Genomic DNA, 15,564 nt, shown 5'->3' with positions numbered 1-15,564 from the left:
GACAAATAATCAAGTATGCACCGCATTGCATGCCTGTTTGACAGGCTAAAAGAACCGTGAAAAACTGCATTCAACTGGTATATACCAGTTTAAAAATCCGCCAGCAAAGCCTGATAACATCAACAGCGGCGGGAGAGCAGAAATCTCTTCTGGAGTAAGCAATGTGATTACATTTCTTGAGCACAGAGTCATTCCTGTACTGATTCGCGTAGGCGAAAATAAAATACTGGTCGCCGTGCGCAACGGTATTGCGCTAACCTTACCCTTCACCATCACCGGTAGCCTGTTTCTCATTCTCGCCAATCTACCGATACCCGGCTGGAGTGAGTGGCTTGGCCCGTTTGCCGAAAAGCTCAGCGCCCCGGTGGGCGTTACCTTTGGTGCAATAGGGCTGATTTCTGCGGTGGGTATCAGCTACAACCTCGCGAAGGAGTACAACCTCAACGCTATCACCTGCTGCATAGTCACGCTGGTGGTGTTCTTACTGGCGCAACTCAACGACAGCTATCAGCTCAACGTTGACAATCTTGGTGCGGCGGGGCTGTTTTCTGCCATCATCCTGGCGATTTTGACGGTGCACATCGTGCGATTTTTTATCCGGCACAACGTCGTGATCACCCTGCCGGAGGGCGTGCCTCCTGCCGTGGCGCAATCTTTTGCGAGCCTGATCCCCGCCGCGGTAGCAATCACTCTGATCTGGCTGATTCGGGTCATCCTGAATTTTGATATCAACCACTTCTTCACCCTGCTGCTCAGCCCGCTCGTCTCCGGCCTCGGTTCGCTGCCGGGCATGCTGGTGCTTATTTTTCTGATTTCGCTGCTGTGGTGCTGCGGCATACATGGCGACAACGTGCTTTCCGGCATCACCAGTCCCATTTTCCTGAAATACATCGCTGAAAATACTCAGGCCTATCTGCATCATCAGCCCATTCCCCATATTACCGCCGACGGGTTTTATATCGTCTTTATGTGCCTGGGCGGAACGGGCGCGACCATGGGGCTGGTCATTGCCATGCTGCGTTCCCGCAGTCGGCTGTACAAATCAGTGGGCAAGCTCTCCCTGCCCTCCGCGATATTTTGTATTAACGAACCTGTCATTTTCGGTTGCCCGATAGTCTTCAACCCACTGCTGATGATCCCGTTTACCCTGACGCCGATGATCCTGTGCATCTCAACCTGGTCGCTGATGTACTTCGACATCATTGGTCGCCCCGTCTTACAGATCCCCTGGACCATGCCGCCGATTTTCGCCGCATGGTTCGTGACCGGCGGCAATATCCCTGCCGTGATCTGGTCCGTCTGCACGCTGGTTATTTCCGCCCTGGTCTGGCTGCCGTTTTTCAAACTGGCCGAGCGCAAACAACTTGAAACCGAAGCGGCCGAAGAGAATGCCCGCCGCAACGCGGACACGCTTTCCGACCCCATCTTGTAAAAAGGAACCACGATGAAAAAGCTCAAGGTTGTCACTATTGGCGGCGGCTCCAGCTACACGCCAGAATTGATCGACGGTTTTATCAAACGCTACGCAGAGCTGCCGGTCACCGATTATTATTTGCTGGATATTGAAGAGGGAAAAGAGAAGCTGGAGATTGTCGGAAAGCTGGCCCAGCGCATGGTAGCTGAAGCCGGGCTCCCAATGAATATCCACCTGACGCTCGATCGGGAAGAGGCGCTGAAAGATGCCGATTTTGTCACCACGCAGCTGCGTGTCGGCTTTCTTGATGCCCGCATCAACGATGAAAAAATCCCGCTAAAATACGGCGTTCTGGGGCAAGAGACGACAGGTCCCGGCGGGTTTATGAAAGCTCAACGCACGATCCCGGTCCTGCTGGATATCTGTAAGGACATGGAAAGATGGTGCCCGAACGGCTGGCTGATTAACTTCACCAACCCGGCCGGGATTGTCACCGAGGCAATCACCCGCCACTCGGCCATTCGGACCATAGGCATTTGCAGTGGCGCAAACAGCATGATGATGGACATCGCCAAAGCCTACGGCGTGAAGAAGTCGGACGTTTACGCACGCATTATTGGTCTGAACCATCTTATTTTTGCCGACCAAATTTTCCTCAAGGGAGAGGATTATACCGACGACTTTATTGAAAAACTGGCCGAGGGCAGCGCAAATAACTCCCTGAAAAATATACCGGACATTGGGTTTAGTGCCCGCTTTGCCAGGGCACTCCACATGTACCCTATCTCCTACCTCAAATACTATTTTTTGACCCGCGAGATGACCGACGCCGCGCTGCGCGATGCAAATACTAAGGGAACCCGCGGCGAGCAGACGCGCGAAATTGAGCAACGGCTTTTTACGCTTTATCAGGACCCCCATCTCGCGCACAAGCCGAAAGAGCTGGAGCAGCGCGGAGGCGCCTGGTACTCCGATACTGCATGCTCGATCATCAGCGCTATTTATAACGATAAAAAAGAGATCCACGTCGTAAATGTTCCTAACAGGGGCACAACACCCGATCTGCCGGATCACGTTACGCTGGAAACCAACGCCATGATCGACCGAAACGGCGCGCATCCCCTCGCCTATGGCAGGCTGCCCGTGAAGATTCGCGGCCTGATCCAGAGCGTGAAGGCCTATGAAGAGCTCACCGTTGAGGCCGCTGTCACTGGAAATTACGACACGGCGCTGCTGGCGCTGAGCGTAAATCCCCTTGTGCCTTCTGCCGCCGCGGCAGAACAGATCCTTAATGAATATCTTGAGGTCAACCACCGTTATTTACCCCAGTATGCTAAACGTAAGGACGCACAATGAACGTAGAACAGACAGACGATTATGCGGCGCTGAGTGACGCCGTGGCGAAAGCGGTCATTGAAACCGTTACGCAAAAACCCGATGCGCTGATTTGCATCGCGGGTGGAGATACGCCGCTGGGCGTTTTTGCCGCGCTTGTGCACGCCAGCAAACAGGGTAGGGTCGATTTTTCCCGTGCGGCATTTGTTGGCCTGGATGAGTGGCTGGGGCTCGGTCAGGCCGATAAAGGCAGCTGCCGGGAGATGGTATGGGGCCATTTCTTCAGCCACCTGGCCCTGCGCGACGATCAGATCTGTTTCTTTGATGGCCTGAAGCAATCCCCCGAGGAAGAGTGTCAGCGTGTGGATAACTTTATTACGGCCCACGGTGGGCCTGACATCATTGTGTTGGGGATCGGTATGAACGGCCATATCGGCTTCAATGAACCGGGCGCCGCCCTCGATACCGGTTGCCACATCGTGGACCTGGATGCGGTGACGCAGGCCGTTTCGGTTAAATACTTCGGCCAGCAGCGTCATATCCGTCAGGGCATTTCGCTGGGGATGAAGACTATCCTGGCCTCACGGGCCATTATTTTGATGGCAAGCGGCGAGAAAAAAGCCGACATCATCGCAACAACCGTCAATTCCGCACCGGACCCGGCGGTTCCCGCGACGCTGCTAAAGCCGCACCCACGGTTAAGGATCATTGTCGATAAAGCGGCAGCCGCTAAGCTGTAAAAGAGAAACAGGCGCTGATGCGCCTGTTATCGTTTGATATGCATATTCTTGACGCGGAAAATATCTGCCCGGTTGTAGCTGATGGAGAAGTTAAATGCTCTACCGTCATCGAGGCGCGTGACTTCGGTAATTTTCAACATCGGCTGGCCTGGCAGAATATTGAGATGGGCCGCCAGCTCCTCATCAAAAAGATCCGCTTCAATCAGTGAATCGGCGTCGCTGATTTTCTTACCGGTAAAGTCTTCAATATAGCCATACAGCGATCCCTCTTCGAGAATAGCCTGCGGAACAGTGGCAACCACCTTGTGAGGAATATTGCTGTCTTCAATTAACACCGGCTGTCCGTCCAGTAAACGGATACGGCGAATAAACCAGACATCATCACCCTGCGCAATTTCGAGGTGCTGTGCCAACGCCGCGTCGGCGTGAAGGGTCGTCAACGTCAGCAAGCGGCTGGTTACGTTGACCCGCCCCTGAAATTCACGGGAAAACCCGAGAATACTGTCACTCTTTTCATTATTCAGAATGTAAATATTGCTGGCAGTATTCTTTAAAACAAACATGCCCTTGCCGTGGATACGCTCGATATACCCTTCCTGTACCAGCATCGCCATGGCTTTCTGAACCGTTACGCGCGTAACGTCATAAATACCGGCAAGATCGCGCTCCGACGGAATGCTTTCGCCCTTTTTGTAGACTTCATTGAGAATATCTTTTTTGATTCTCTCTTTGATTTCCCAGTACTTATGTTTTTTTTCCATTGTCGATTACCCGGCCAAAAAGAGCATAGAATCGCAGGCCCGGTAGCGCTCGCGCCACCGGGCGAGAAACTACGGGCGATACACCTTCACGTTCGCGAAGCCCTGCTCACGCAGATACAGCGCCTGCAAACGGCTCATGACCCCACGTTCGCACCACAGCAGATACGTTTTGCTCTGGTCGAGATCGCCAAACTGGGTGCTCAGCTTGTAGAACGGCAGCGAAACCACCTCGACGCCTTCCACCTGCAACGGCTTGTCATCCTGCTCATCAACAGAACGGATATCCAGAATCGTATCGTTAGCACCGAAGCCGCTGACCGTCTCCACCTCAACCACTTCCTGCTCGGTCTGCTGAGCGATCTCACGGATATCGATGTTGGACGCTTCCGCCACCACTTTTTCCAGGATGCTGAAATCGAAGTTCTCTTCTTCCGCTTCGATCTTCGCCTTCACCGCTTTGATGGTTGGACTTTTTGAGATCACACCGCAATATTCCGGCATGGTGCGGGCAAAATCTTCAGTACCGATTTTACGCGCCAGATCGATGATGTGCTCTTTATCGTGAGAGATCAGCGGACGCAAGATCAGCGTATCAGACACGTTATCGATAAGACGCAGGTTAGTCAGCGTCTGGCTGGAGACCTGCCCCAGCGCTTCACCGGTGACCAGCGCCTGCACGCCGTAGCGCTCAGCCACTTTGGACGCCGCACGCACCATCATACGTTTCAGCACCACGCCCATCTGGCCGTCGTCCACTTTTTCGAGGATTTCGCCGACCACCGGCTCAAAGTTGATCGCCACAAAACGCACGCGGTGAGAGCTGCCGAAGCGGTTCCACAGGTAATGCGCCACCTGACGTACGCCGATTTCATGCGCCGCGCCGCCCAGGTTAAAGAAGCAGTAGTGCACGCGGCAGCCACGACGCATCAGCATATAGCTGGACACGCCGGAGTCGAACCCGCCGGAGATCAGCGACAGCACATCTTCCTGAGTGCCGATAGGGAAACCGCCAATACCTTCATAACGACCCTTGACCAGCAGCAGGCGATCGTTTTCGATCTCAAGGTTAACGGTGACGTCCGGGTTAGTCAGGCGCACGCGCGCCGTTTCAACGTGCTGGTTCAGACCACCACCGACGTAGCGCTCAACCTCAATAGAGCTAAACTCATGCTTACCCCGGCGCTTCACGCGCACGCAGAACGTTTTCCCTTCGATCTGGTCGCGGTACTGCACCAGCGCCTTTTCGAAGATATCGTGCATATCGGTGAAGGGAACGTCTTCCACTTCCAGAATATGGTGAATACCCGGGATACGGGTCAGCGCGTCGCGAATATCAAGACGTTTGTTTTCGTCTTTCGCGCGGACTTCTACGTGGTCCCAGTGACGCACCACGGCGAGCGTTTCGTCGTAGTGTTTTAATACGTTACGAATGTTCCCGGTGAGAATTTTAATAAAGCGCAAACGCACGGATTGGCTTTTGATGGTGATTTCAGGGAACAATTTAATGATAAACTTCATGGCGGCAATGTTTCTTAGGCAAGCTTATAAAGGCTTGTAGTGGAAAATGATACAGCAGCCCACACCCGTGGCTGCATCCAGGCGCGCAAGTATACCACCATCGCGCCACTCGCGTTATTTGATAATTGCCCCGAGTCCGTTACCATGTCAGGGCGAAAAATTTAAGAGTCAATTCACTATGCCGAAGAAAAACGACGCACCGGCCAGTTTCGAAACTGCGCTGAGTGAACTGGAGCAGATCGTTATCCGTCTTGAGAGCGGCGATCTCCCGCTGGAAGACGCGCTCAACGAATTTGAACGCGGCGTGCAGCTCGCGCGCCAGGGGCAGGTAAAACTCCAGCAGGCCGAGCAGCGTGTGCAGATCCTGCTTTCCGACAGCGAAGACGCTAAAACCACGCCATTCACACCGGACGCCGAGTAAATGGATTTTTCCAACGCGCTTCAGGCGCGCGTCATCCGCGCCAACGATGCGCTGCGCCGATTCATTGAGCCGCAGCCTTTTCAGAACACTCCACTGGTTGAAGCCATGCACTATGGCGCACTCTTGGGGGGTAAACGCCTGCGTCCGTTCCTGGTGTATGCCACGGGCAATATGTTCGGTATCAGCGATAACACGCTGGACGCCCCGGCAGCCGCCGTGGAGTGTATCCACGCCTATTCGCTGATCCACGATGATTTGCCGGCCATGGACGATGACGATCTGCGTCGCGGTCAGCCAACCTGCCATATCAAATTTGGCGAAGCGAATGCCATTCTGGCGGGGGATGCGCTGCAAACCCTGGCCTTCTCCATTCTGAGCGATGCGCCGATGGTTGAGGTGAGCGATTGCGATCGTCTGGCAATGGTGTCCGAACTGGCAATGGCCAGCGGCGTCGCCGGGATGTGCGGCGGCCAGGCGCTGGATTTAGAGGCTGAAGGGCGTCAGGTTACTCTGGAACAGCTGGAGCGCATCCACCGTCACAAAACGGGCGCACTGATTCGTGCAGCCGTTCGCCTGGGCGCGCTGAGCGCGGGTGAACGCGGGCGTAAAGCCCTGCCGATTCTGGACAGATACGCAGAAAGTATCGGTCTGGCATTCCAGGTTCAGGATGACATTCTGGATGTGGTGGGCGATACTGCAACATTGGGAAAACGTCAGGGTGCGGATCAGCAGCTTGGCAAAAGTACCTACCCCGCCCTGTTGGGCCTTGAGCATGCCCAACGTAAAGCCCGGGATCTGATAGACGATGCCCGCCGGTCGCTGAATGAGCTGGCCGCGCAATCGCTGGATACCTCGGCACTGGAAGCGCTAGCGGACTACATAATCCAGCGTGATAAATAAACTATAAATCTCGATGAGCCTTTGATGAGTTTTGATATTGCCAAATACCCGACACTGGCGTTAGTTGACTCCACTCAGGAGTTACGTCTGTTGCCGAAAGAGAGTCTGCCGAAGCTGTGTGACGAGCTGCGTCGCTACCTGCTCGACAGCGTTAGCCGCTCCAGCGGCCACTTCGCCTCCGGACTTGGCACGGTTGAGCTGACCGTGGCGTTGCATTACGTCTATAACACGCCGTTCGATCAGCTGATCTGGGATGTAGGCCACCAGGCCTATCCGCACAAAATTCTGACCGGACGTCGCGATAAAATTGGCACCATTCGCCAGAAAGGGGGCCTGCACCCGTTCCCGTGGCGCGGCGAGAGTGAATATGATGTGTTAAGCGTCGGCCACTCTTCCACCTCCATTTCTGCGGGCATTGGTATTGCCGTTGCCGCCGAAAAAGAGAATAAACAACGCCGCACCGTCTGCGTGATTGGCGACGGGGCGATCACCGCCGGGATGGCCTTTGAGGCCATGAACCACGCGGGCGATATCAAACCGGACATGCTGGTGATCCTCAACGATAACGAAATGTCGATCTCCGAGAACGTCGGCGCGCTGAATAACCATCTGGCGCAGCTGCTGTCCGGCAAGCTTTACTCCTCACTGCGTGAAGGCGGTAAAAAAGTCTTCTCCGGCGTACCGCCGATTAAAGAGCTGCTTAAGCGTACCGAAGAACACATCAAAGGCATGGTCGTGCCGGGTACGCTGTTCGAAGAGCTGGGCTTTAACTATATTGGCCCGGTGGACGGCCACGATGTGCTGGGCCTGGTGACGACGCTTAAAAACATGCGCGACCTGAAAGGCCCGCAGTTCCTGCATATCATGACCAAAAAAGGGCGTGGTTACGAACCGGCGGAAAAAGATCCGATCACCTTCCACGCGGTGCCTAAGTTCGACCATACCAGCGGTTGTCTGCCGAAAAGCAGCGGCGGGATGCCAAGCTACTCAAAAATATTTGGCGACTGGCTGTGCGAAACGGCGGCGAAAGACAACATGCTGATGGCGGTGACGCCTGCCATGCGTGAAGGCTCCGGCATGGTGGAGTTTTCCAAAAAATACCCGGACCAGTATTTCGACGTGGCTATCGCCGAGCAGCACGCGGTAACTTTTGCTGCGGGCCTGGCGATTGGCGGCTACAAGCCGGTGGTAGCGATCTACTCTACCTTCCTGCAACGCGCCTACGATCAGGTTATCCATGACGTTGCCATCCAGAAGCTGCCGGTGCTGTTTGCTATCGATCGCGCGGGCATTGTGGGGGCTGATGGCCAGACGCACCAGGGCGCGTTTGATCTCTCCTTCCTGCGCTGCATCCCTGATATGGTGATTATGACGCCAAGCGACGAAAACGAGTGTCGTCAGATGCTGTATACCGGTTACCACTATCAGGACGGCCCCTGCGCGGTACGTTATCCGCGCGGTAATGCCCTTGGCGTTGAATTACAGCCGCTGGAAAAACTGGACATCGGTAAAGGTCTGGTGAAACGCCGCGGTGAAAAAGTGGCGATCCTGAACTTTGGTACGTTGATGCCGGAAGCGGCAAAAGTCGCTGAAAACCTGAATGCGACGCTGGTCGATATGCGCTTCGTGAAGCCGCTCGATGAATCTCTGATTCTGAGCATGGCGGAAAGCCATGACGTGCTGGTCACGCTGGAAGAGAACGCCATCATGGGTGGCGCGGGTAGCGGCGTGAACGAAGTGCTGATGGCGAACCGTAAAGCCGTTCCGGTGCTTAATCTCGGCCTCCCTGACCACTTCATCCCGCAAGGCACCCAGGATGAGGCGCGCGCCGACATTGGTCTGGACGCCGCCGGTATCGAAGCTAAAATCCGCACCTGGCTGGCCTGATCCCTCCCCTTTTCTGCTCCTGCTATGCTTAAACGTATTGTTTAAACAGCAGGAGCGGAACCATGCAATACACGACATTAGGAAAAACGGACCTTAAGGTGTCCCGGCTTTGCCTGGGATGCATGACGTTTGGCGAGCCTGACCGGGGAAATCATGCCTGGACGCTGCCGGAAGAGAGCAGCCGCCCTATCATCAAGCGCGCCATTGACAGCGGCATCAACTTCTTCGATACCGCCAACAGCTACTCAGACGGCAGCAGCGAAGAGATTGTCGGCCGCGCCCTGCGAGATTTTGCCCGTCGTGATGACATTGTGGTCGCCACTAAGGTGTACTACCCGTCAGGCGATCTGGCGGAAGGCCTTTCTCGCGCGCAGATCCTGCGTTCCATTGATGACAGCCTCAGACGCCTGAACATGGATTACGTCGACCTGCTGCAAATCCACCGCTGGGATTACAACACCCCGATCGAAGAGACGCTTGAAGCGTTAAACGACGTTGTGAAAGCCGGTAAAGCGCGCTACATCGGCGCATCGTCCATGCATGCCTCACAGTTTGCCCAGGCGCTCGATCTCCAGGCGCAGCACGGCTGGGCGCGCTTTGTCACCATGCAGGATCACTACAACCTGATTTACCGGGAAGAAGAGCGCGAGATGCTGCCGCTCTGCTACCAGGAAGGCGTGGCGGTGATCCCGTGGAGCCCGCTGGCGCGCGGAAGGTTAACCCGTCCGTGGGGGGAAACTACCGCCCGGCTGGTATCGGATGAAGTGGGTAAAAACCTGTATGACGATACAGAAGCCAGCGATGCGTTAATTGCCGAACGCTTAGCCGGGATCGCCGACGATATCGGTGCAACGCGCGCGCAGGTGGCGCTGGCGTGGCTGCTGAGCAAGCGCGGTGTCGCCGCGCCGATTGTGGGCACATCGCGGGAAGAACAGCTGGATGAGTTGTTAAGTGCGGTGGACTTATCGTTGACGCCGGAGCAGATTGCCGAGCTGGAGACGCCGTATCAGCAGCATCCGGTGGTAGGGTTTAAATAAACACTTGCCGGGTGGCGCTGCGCTTACCCGGCCTACAAATAAAGTGCGATCGTAGGCCGGGTAAGGCGAAGCCGCCACCCGGCAAAACACTCACCCAAAGTGATCGTACCCTTTCCAGTCAAGCGTAACCGGGGCGCCGTCGCGGACAAACAGCAACCCTTCACTTTCCGGCATCACCTGCCCGATGCAGGTAAATTTCGCGCCGAGATGCGCTAGCGCCACATCCAGCGTCCCGCGATTCAGCTCAGGCACGGTGAAGCACAGCTCATAATCTTCTCCACCGGATAACGCCCAGCGCAGCGCCTGTTCAGGTTCGACATGGCGAAGCAGTTGCTCCGACAGCGGGAACAGATCCAGGTCAACGCGTGCACCCACGCCGCTGGCCTTCAGGATATGGCCGAGATCGGAGATCAGCCCGTCAGACAAATCGATAGCCGAACTGGCCCGCTCGCGCAGCGCCTGACCGTGCAGAATACGCGGCGTTGGCCGCAGATGGCGCTTCACCAGATACGCCGCATCGTCAGCCTCTTCAACCGTTAAGCGATTCTGAAGGATAGCTAACCCCGCGGCGCTGTCGCCCGGCGTACCGGTCACGTAGAGCCAGTCGCCTGGTTTTGCACCCGAGCGCTTCAGCGCGCGCCCGGCAGGCACATAGCCGTGGATTGCCAGGGTCATGGACAGCGGACCGGCGGTGGTATCACCGCCAATCAGCTGCATATCGTAATAATTCAGCTGTTCAAACAGGGCATCGCTGAAGGCTTCAAGCCAGGCTTCATCCACCTCCGGCAGGGTCAGAGCCAGCGTCAGCCAGGCCGGGTCGGCGCCCATTGCCGCCAGATCGCTGACGTTCACCGCCAGCGCTTTATACGCCAGATCGGCAGGATCGATATCCGGCAGGAAATGACGCCCACACACTAAGGTGTCGGTGCTGATTGCCAGCGTCTGTTTTTCGGGAATATTGAGAAGTGCGCAGTCATCGCCAATGCCGGTTTCAACATCAAGACGAGAGGTTCTGACACGGTCGAAATAACGGGCAATCAGGGAGAATTCGCCGCATGCCATACGTTATGCCTCAGCAAATTAAATAAAAAAACCGGAGCCGCACTGCCAAAAAGGCAATGCAAGACTCCGGTTTGCGGATCACTTTTTGTGGGGACGGATCGCAGGTGCGGCTTTATCCAGCACGCCGTTAACAAACTTGTGGCTGTCTTCAGCGCCGAAGGTTTTCGCCAGTTCGATCGCTTCGTTGATGGCCACTTTGTACGGCACATCATCACGTTTAGACAGCTCAAACAGCGCGATACGCAACACTGCTTTTTCGACCTGGCCCAGCTCTTCGAGCAGACGGGACAGGTATGGCTTCATCAGACCATCGAGATACGCGCTATTAGTCGCCACTCCCGACAGCAGTTCACGGAAGTACAGAACGTCAACGTCTTTCACGTCCTGTTCTGACAGGAACTGGTATTCAACATCAGCGATGTCGTTCTGGGACAACTGCCAGGAGTAAAGTGCCTGGACGGCACATTCACGGGCGCGGCGACGAGCAGCAGGTTTCACGGAATTCCCCTTACAAAAAAATCAGGCCTTGATGGCTTTCAATACATTGATCATTTCAAGCGCGGTCAGTGCAGCTTCTGCACCTTTGTTACCGGCTTTAGTGCCAGCACGTTCGATGGCTTGTTCAATACTTTCGGTGGTCAGCACGCCGAACGCGACTGGGATTTCAGCATCCTGTGCAACGTGTGCCAGACCGTTGCTTGCACCGCCCGCAACGTATTCGAAGTGCGCAGTGCCGCCACGAATAACGGTACCCAGCGCAATCACCGCGTCGTATTTACCGGTTTTCGCCAGCGCGCCCGCTGCCAGTGGCAGTTCGTAAGCACCTGGTACCCAAACGACGGTAATGTTGTCATCTTTAACCTGGCCGATACGTTTCAGGGCGTCAACCGCACCTTCCAGCAGGCTATCGTTGATGAAGTTGTTGAAACGCGCAATGGTGATGGCGACGCGAGCGTCCGGGGTAGCTACAGCAGCTTCAATAATGTTCATACTCTTCCTTTACGGGTTCATTTGGCCCCGCAGGGGGGCGGATTTTATCATAATACTTTGCGCACTGCTTCCCTATTTCAGGAGCAATTACGCTGTCGTTAAATGGAGGCAGACATCCGGGCCTACCGGACGAATCTCGCTGAATGAGAGTTGCGGCGCATCGGCCAGTTTTTCAAGGCCGGGCAGCACAAACAGGCCGCGCGCGTCATTACCTAACAGTTTAGGCGCAACGTAGACGAGAAGCTCATCCACCAGCCCCGCCTGAAGCAGTGCGCCGGCGAGCGTCGGACCGGCTTCAACCCAGATGCTGTTGACCTGCTGTTTGCCGAGCAACATCATCAGCACCACGAGATCGAGATGCCCGTTATGTTCCGGCACCATAATGCTGCGCACGCCTTCCGGCCACTCGCGCGTATCTTCTTTGGTGCGGGCAATCCAGGTTTCACCCGGCTGCTGCACGATGCGGTGCTCCGGCGTCACGCGGTTCTGGCTATCAACAATAATGCGCAGCGGCTGACGCAGGTTCTCCTGCGGATAGAGCGCCTGCGTATCCGCATTCAGCTCTTCCCAGCGCACGGTCATGGCCGGATCGTCAGCCAGTACCGTTTCACTGCTGGTGAGAATAGCATGGCTTTGCGCGCGCAGACGTTGCACATCGCGCCTTGCCTGCGGCGAGGTGATCCACTGGCTCTCGCCGTTCGCCATCGCCGTGCGGCCATCCAGTGACGCGCCAAGCTTAAGCTGGATAAACGGGAAGCCGGTGCGCATACGCTTCAGGAAGCCTTTGTTGATGTTTTCGGCATCCTGCATCATCAGGCCGTGGCTGACGTCGATGCCTTCCTGTTGCAGACGATACAGCCCGCGGCCCGCCACCTGCGGATTAGGATCCTGCATGGCGGCGACAACGCGCGAGACGCCCGCCGCAATCAGCGCTTCACAGCACGGCGGCGTACGTCCGTGATGACTGCATGGCTCCAGCGTCACATAGGCCGTCGCGCCACGCGCTTTCTCACCCGCCATGCGCAGGGCATGCACTTCAGCATGCGGCTCGCCTGCGCGGTAGTGAAAACCTTCCCCCACGATCTCGCCATCTTTAACAATGACGCACCCGACATTGGGGTTAGGGTGAGTGGTAAACCGACCGCGCTGCGCCAGCTTCATGGCTCGCGCCATGTACATCTCATCGTGCATGGGCTTAATCCTGTAAGCGGGCGATCTCTTCGCCAAACTCTTTAATGTCTTCGAAGCTGCGGTAAACGGAGGCAAAGCGGATATAGGCGACTTTATCGAGCTTCTTCAGCTGTTCCATCACCAGATTGCCGATCATTTTGCTTGGCACTTCGCGCTCGCCTAACCCCCGCAGATAAGATTTAATATGGTTTAACGCCATTTCGACGTCATCGGAGCTGACGGGCCGTTTTTCCAGCGCCTTGAGCATCCCGCTACGCAGTTTCTCTTCATTGAACGGTTCGCGCACATCGTTACTTTTTACCACGCGCGGCATTACCAGCTCTGCCACTTCAAAGGTGGTAAAACGCTCGTTGCACACCAGACACTGCCGACGACGACGCACGGAAGACCCTTCGCCTACAAGACGCGAGTCGATGACTTTGGTATCCACAGCGGAGCAAAATGGGCAATGCATACGATGTCCCTGTTATCTGGTTAACTGATTTCTATTTTACCCTGAACTGGCCCGACAACAAAGGAAGAGCTTTTTGAGACAAAGGATCTATGCCTGACGGCAATATCCTGTCTACCATTGCAGCAATCTGTGATTTCAAGGAATTAAACGCAATGACAAGACGTTACCTGAAAATAGTGCTGGTGGGGAGCCTGTTCACGCTCAGCGCCTGCGCACAGCAAAGCGAAGTCCGCGAGATGAAACAAAGCGTGAATACGCTTAACGTGGCGATGGACAAACTTAACAAAGAAACCGTGAAGATCACCCAGCAGAACGCGCTGAATGCCAAATCCAGCAATGGCGTTTATTTATTGCCAGGTGCAAACACGCCCGCGCGTCTGAACAGCCAGATTGGCACGCTAAAGATGTCTGTGGTGAATGTTGCAGCGAATGCCGATGGTACTCGCGCAACATTACGCATTCAGGGTGAGTCCAACGATCCGCTTCCCGCGTTCAGCGGCACCGTAGAGTGGGGCCAGATTCAGGGCACCACCGAGAGCTATCAGGAAGTGAACGTGAAGAATCAGCTCTTCACCGCCCCCGCCAGCACGCTGGCGCCGAGCGATGTTGATATCCCGCTCCAGCTGAGCGGACTGACCCCAGAACAGCTGGGCTTTATCCGTATTCACGACATTCAACCCGCCGCGCAATAACCCGCCCTTCTAGCGGAGTGAAATGTCACTCCGCTAACATTTACATTTCGTATGGATTGGCAACATAAATGATTGCCGCTACAATCCCGCCCGTCTAAAGTACGCAAACGTGAACGCAATCGATTACGTATGTGAGAGATATGTGAAACAACACATATTTTTGTGAGCAAGGATTCCTATAATAGGCTCCGCAGAAATACGAAATATTTAGAAACGCAATTCGCGCATTTTTCACTCCCGGAAGGGAATTTCAATCAGTGGCATGATTATGAAAAAAACATTATTCGCAGCCGGTGCAGTTCTGGCACTCTCCACCTCTTTCACTGTTAACGCAGCGGAAAACGACAAACCACAATACCTTTCCGACTGGTGGCATCAGAGCGTTAACGTTGTAGGCAGCTACCATACCCGTTTCGGACCGCAGATCCGTAACGATACCTACCTCGAGTACGAAGCATTCGCTAAAAAAGACTGGTTTGATTTCTATGGCTACATGGACGCACCGGTATTCTTCGGCGGTAACACCGACGCGAAAGGTATCTGGAACCACGGTTCCCCACTGTTCATGGAGATCGAACCCCGCTTCTCCATTGATAAACTGACCGGTACCAGTCTGGCGTTTGGTCCGTTCAAAGAGTGGTATTTCGCAAACAACTACATCTACGACATGGGTCGCAACAAGTCCGGTCGCCAGAGCACCTGGTACATGGGTCTGGGTACAGACATTGAGACTGGCCTGCCGATGAGCCTGTCCATGAACGTCTACGCAAAATACCAGTGGCAGAACTACGGCGCCGCGAACGAGAACGAGTGGGACGGCTACCGTTTCAAAGTGAAATACTTCGTGCCAATTACCCAACTGTGGGGCGGTAACCTGAGCTATATCGGCTTCACCAACTTTGACTGGGGTTCAGACCTGGGCGATAACGATTTCCGCGACCTGAACGGCAGAAAAGCGCGCACTAACGACTCCATCGCGTCCAGCCACATCCTGGCGCTGAACTACGATCACTGGCACTACTCTGTTGTTGCGCGTTACTGGCACAACGGTGGCCAGTGGAACGACGACGCCAGCCTGAACTTTGGCAACGGCGACTTCAGCGTTCGCTCTACCGGTTGGGGTGGTTACCTGGTCGTGGGTTACAACTTCTAATCAGTGCGG

Annotated in this window: 16 protein-coding genes; 9 read left to right on the top strand and 7 right to left on the bottom strand. The window is 55.2% G+C overall.

Annotated elements, in window-relative coordinates:
- Positions 1–163: 163 nt before the first annotated feature.
- The 3 genes from FZF21_RS04755 to FZF21_RS04745 are packed head-to-tail and all read left to right on the top strand — an operon-like array spanning position 164 to position 3,489.
- Positions 164–1,432 carry a PTS transporter subunit EIIC gene (locus FZF21_RS04755; RefSeq protein ID WP_017694419.1) on the top strand — a complete coding sequence of 423 codons (1,269 nt, stop codon included), beginning with the start codon at positions 164–166 and terminating at the stop codon, positions 1,430–1,432.
- 12 nt (positions 1,433–1,444) lie between these two features.
- Positions 1,445–2,770, top strand: a complete 1,326-nt coding sequence (locus FZF21_RS04750; RefSeq protein WP_047738045.1) for a 6-phospho-beta-glucosidase — start codon at positions 1,445–1,447, stop codon at positions 2,768–2,770.
- The gene (locus FZF21_RS04745; protein ID WP_047738047.1) at positions 2,767–3,489 is read left to right on the top strand and encodes a glucosamine-6-phosphate deaminase; all 723 of its coding nucleotides are present in this window, start codon (positions 2,767–2,769) and stop codon (positions 3,487–3,489) included. The genes FZF21_RS04750 and FZF21_RS04745 overlap by 4 nt, the downstream gene beginning before the upstream one ends.
- A 26-nt stretch (positions 3,490–3,515) precedes the next feature.
- On the opposite strand, the gene FZF21_RS04740 is transcribed toward FZF21_RS04745, so the two are convergent.
- Positions 3,516–4,250: a GntR family transcriptional regulator gene (locus FZF21_RS04740; RefSeq protein WP_017383174.1), complete on the bottom strand. Its 735-nt coding sequence runs from the start codon at positions 4,248–4,250 to the stop codon at positions 3,516–3,518.
- Positions 4,251–4,319: 69 nt separating this feature from the next.
- Complete coding sequence (gene thiI / locus FZF21_RS04735) at positions 4,320–5,768, bottom strand: tRNA uracil 4-sulfurtransferase ThiI (RefSeq protein WP_006809903.1); 1,449 nt, start codon at positions 5,766–5,768, stop codon at positions 4,320–4,322.
- A 178-nt stretch (positions 5,769–5,946) separates the two neighbouring features.
- Here thiI and xseB point away from each other — a divergent pair, with 178 nt between their 5' ends.
- The 4 genes from xseB to FZF21_RS04715 all read left to right on the top strand — a co-directional run bounded on the left by xseB (position 5,947) and on the right by FZF21_RS04715 (position 10,013).
- Positions 5,947–6,189 (top strand): exodeoxyribonuclease VII small subunit, encoded by a 243-nt coding sequence (xseB, locus tag FZF21_RS04730; RefSeq protein ID WP_015571292.1) that lies wholly within the window; start codon positions 5,947–5,949, stop codon positions 6,187–6,189.
- Positions 6,190–7,089 (top strand): (2E,6E)-farnesyl diphosphate synthase, encoded by a 900-nt coding sequence (gene ispA / locus FZF21_RS04725; RefSeq protein ID WP_047738050.1) that lies wholly within the window; start codon positions 6,190–6,192, stop codon positions 7,087–7,089.
- Between the two features lie 24 nt (positions 7,090–7,113).
- The gene (gene dxs, locus FZF21_RS04720) at positions 7,114–8,976 is read left to right on the top strand and encodes a 1-deoxy-D-xylulose-5-phosphate synthase (protein WP_015571294.1); all 1,863 of its coding nucleotides are present in this window, start codon (positions 7,114–7,116) and stop codon (positions 8,974–8,976) included.
- Positions 8,977–9,038: 62 nt separating this feature from the next.
- The gene (locus FZF21_RS04715) at positions 9,039–10,013 is read left to right on the top strand and encodes an aldo/keto reductase (RefSeq protein WP_017694422.1); all 975 of its coding nucleotides are present in this window, start codon (positions 9,039–9,041) and stop codon (positions 10,011–10,013) included.
- Between the two features lie 90 nt (positions 10,014–10,103).
- Here FZF21_RS04715 and thiL read toward each other — a convergent pair whose 3' ends face one another.
- From thiL to nrdR, 5 genes are all read right to left on the bottom strand, one after another.
- Complete coding sequence (gene thiL / locus FZF21_RS04710; protein ID WP_015571296.1) at positions 10,104–11,075, bottom strand: thiamine-phosphate kinase; 972 nt, start codon at positions 11,073–11,075, stop codon at positions 10,104–10,106.
- 78 nt (positions 11,076–11,153) lie between these two features.
- Positions 11,154–11,573 carry a transcription antitermination factor NusB gene (gene nusB, locus FZF21_RS04705; RefSeq protein ID WP_006809908.1) on the bottom strand — a complete coding sequence of 140 codons (420 nt, stop codon included), beginning with the start codon at positions 11,571–11,573 and terminating at the stop codon, positions 11,154–11,156.
- A 21-nt stretch (positions 11,574–11,594) separates the two neighbouring features.
- Positions 11,595–12,065 carry a 6,7-dimethyl-8-ribityllumazine synthase gene (gene ribE, locus FZF21_RS04700; RefSeq protein WP_003859098.1) on the bottom strand — a complete coding sequence of 157 codons (471 nt, stop codon included), beginning with the start codon at positions 12,063–12,065 and terminating at the stop codon, positions 11,595–11,597.
- Between the two features lie 87 nt (positions 12,066–12,152).
- Positions 12,153–13,256: a bifunctional diaminohydroxyphosphoribosylaminopyrimidine deaminase/5-amino-6-(5-phosphoribosylamino)uracil reductase RibD gene (gene ribD / locus FZF21_RS04695; protein WP_017383169.1), complete on the bottom strand. Its 1,104-nt coding sequence runs from the start codon at positions 13,254–13,256 to the stop codon at positions 12,153–12,155.
- 4 nt (positions 13,257–13,260) lie between these two features.
- Positions 13,261–13,710: a transcriptional regulator NrdR gene (gene nrdR, locus FZF21_RS04690; protein ID WP_003859099.1), complete on the bottom strand. Its 450-nt coding sequence runs from the start codon at positions 13,708–13,710 to the stop codon at positions 13,261–13,263.
- 152 nt (positions 13,711–13,862) lie between these two features.
- Here nrdR and FZF21_RS04685 point away from each other — a divergent pair, with 152 nt between their 5' ends.
- A complete protein-coding gene (locus FZF21_RS04685) occupies positions 13,863–14,402 on the top strand; it encodes a DUF3251 domain-containing protein (protein ID WP_032649957.1) in 540 nt (179 codons plus the stop codon).
- A gap of 268 nt (positions 14,403–14,670) precedes the next feature.
- The gene (locus tag FZF21_RS04680) at positions 14,671–15,555 is read left to right on the top strand and encodes a nucleoside-specific channel-forming protein Tsx (RefSeq protein ID WP_032670818.1); all 885 of its coding nucleotides are present in this window, start codon (positions 14,671–14,673) and stop codon (positions 15,553–15,555) included.
- The last annotated feature ends 9 nt before the right edge of the window (positions 15,556–15,564 follow it).

Origin of the sequence: Enterobacter sp. LU1 (genome assembly GCF_008271405.2) — a bacterium.
GTDB lineage: Bacteria > Pseudomonadota > Gammaproteobacteria > Enterobacterales > Enterobacteriaceae > Enterobacter > Enterobacter hormaechei_C.
This window is presented reverse-complemented; position numbering and strand designations above follow the sequence as displayed.

Excerpts from the sequence above, each read along its gene's own strand:
- FZF21_RS04750 (WP_047738045.1), top strand. The coding sequence starts at position 1,445 with ATGAAAAAGCTCAAGGTTGTCACTATTGGCGGCGGCTCCAGCTACACG.
- FZF21_RS04745 (WP_047738047.1), top strand. The coding sequence starts at position 2,767 with ATGAACGTAGAACAGACAGACGATTATGCGGCGCTGAGTGACGCCGTG.
- FZF21_RS04740 (WP_017383174.1), bottom strand. The coding sequence starts at position 4,250 with ATGGAAAAAAAACATAAGTACTGGGAAATCAAAGAGAGAATCAAAAAA.
- thiI (WP_006809903.1), bottom strand. The coding sequence starts at position 5,768 with ATGAAGTTTATCATTAAATTGTTCCCTGAAATCACCATCAAAAGCCAA.
- xseB (WP_015571292.1), top strand. The coding sequence starts at position 5,947 with ATGCCGAAGAAAAACGACGCACCGGCCAGTTTCGAAACTGCGCTGAGT.
- ispA (WP_047738050.1), top strand. The coding sequence starts at position 6,190 with ATGGATTTTTCCAACGCGCTTCAGGCGCGCGTCATCCGCGCCAACGAT.
- dxs (WP_015571294.1), top strand. The coding sequence starts at position 7,114 with ATGAGTTTTGATATTGCCAAATACCCGACACTGGCGTTAGTTGACTCC.
- FZF21_RS04715 (WP_017694422.1), top strand. The coding sequence starts at position 9,039 with ATGCAATACACGACATTAGGAAAAACGGACCTTAAGGTGTCCCGGCTT.
- thiL (WP_015571296.1), bottom strand. The coding sequence starts at position 11,075 with ATGGCATGCGGCGAATTCTCCCTGATTGCCCGTTATTTCGACCGTGTC.
- ribE (WP_003859098.1), bottom strand. The coding sequence starts at position 12,065 with ATGAACATTATTGAAGCTGCTGTAGCTACCCCGGACGCTCGCGTCGCC.
- ribD (WP_017383169.1), bottom strand. The coding sequence starts at position 13,256 with ATGCACGATGAGATGTACATGGCGCGAGCCATGAAGCTGGCGCAGCGC.
- nrdR (WP_003859099.1), bottom strand. The coding sequence starts at position 13,710 with ATGCATTGCCCATTTTGCTCCGCTGTGGATACCAAAGTCATCGACTCG.
- FZF21_RS04685 (WP_032649957.1), top strand. The coding sequence starts at position 13,863 with ATGACAAGACGTTACCTGAAAATAGTGCTGGTGGGGAGCCTGTTCACG.
- FZF21_RS04680 (WP_032670818.1), top strand. The coding sequence starts at position 14,671 with ATGAAAAAAACATTATTCGCAGCCGGTGCAGTTCTGGCACTCTCCACC.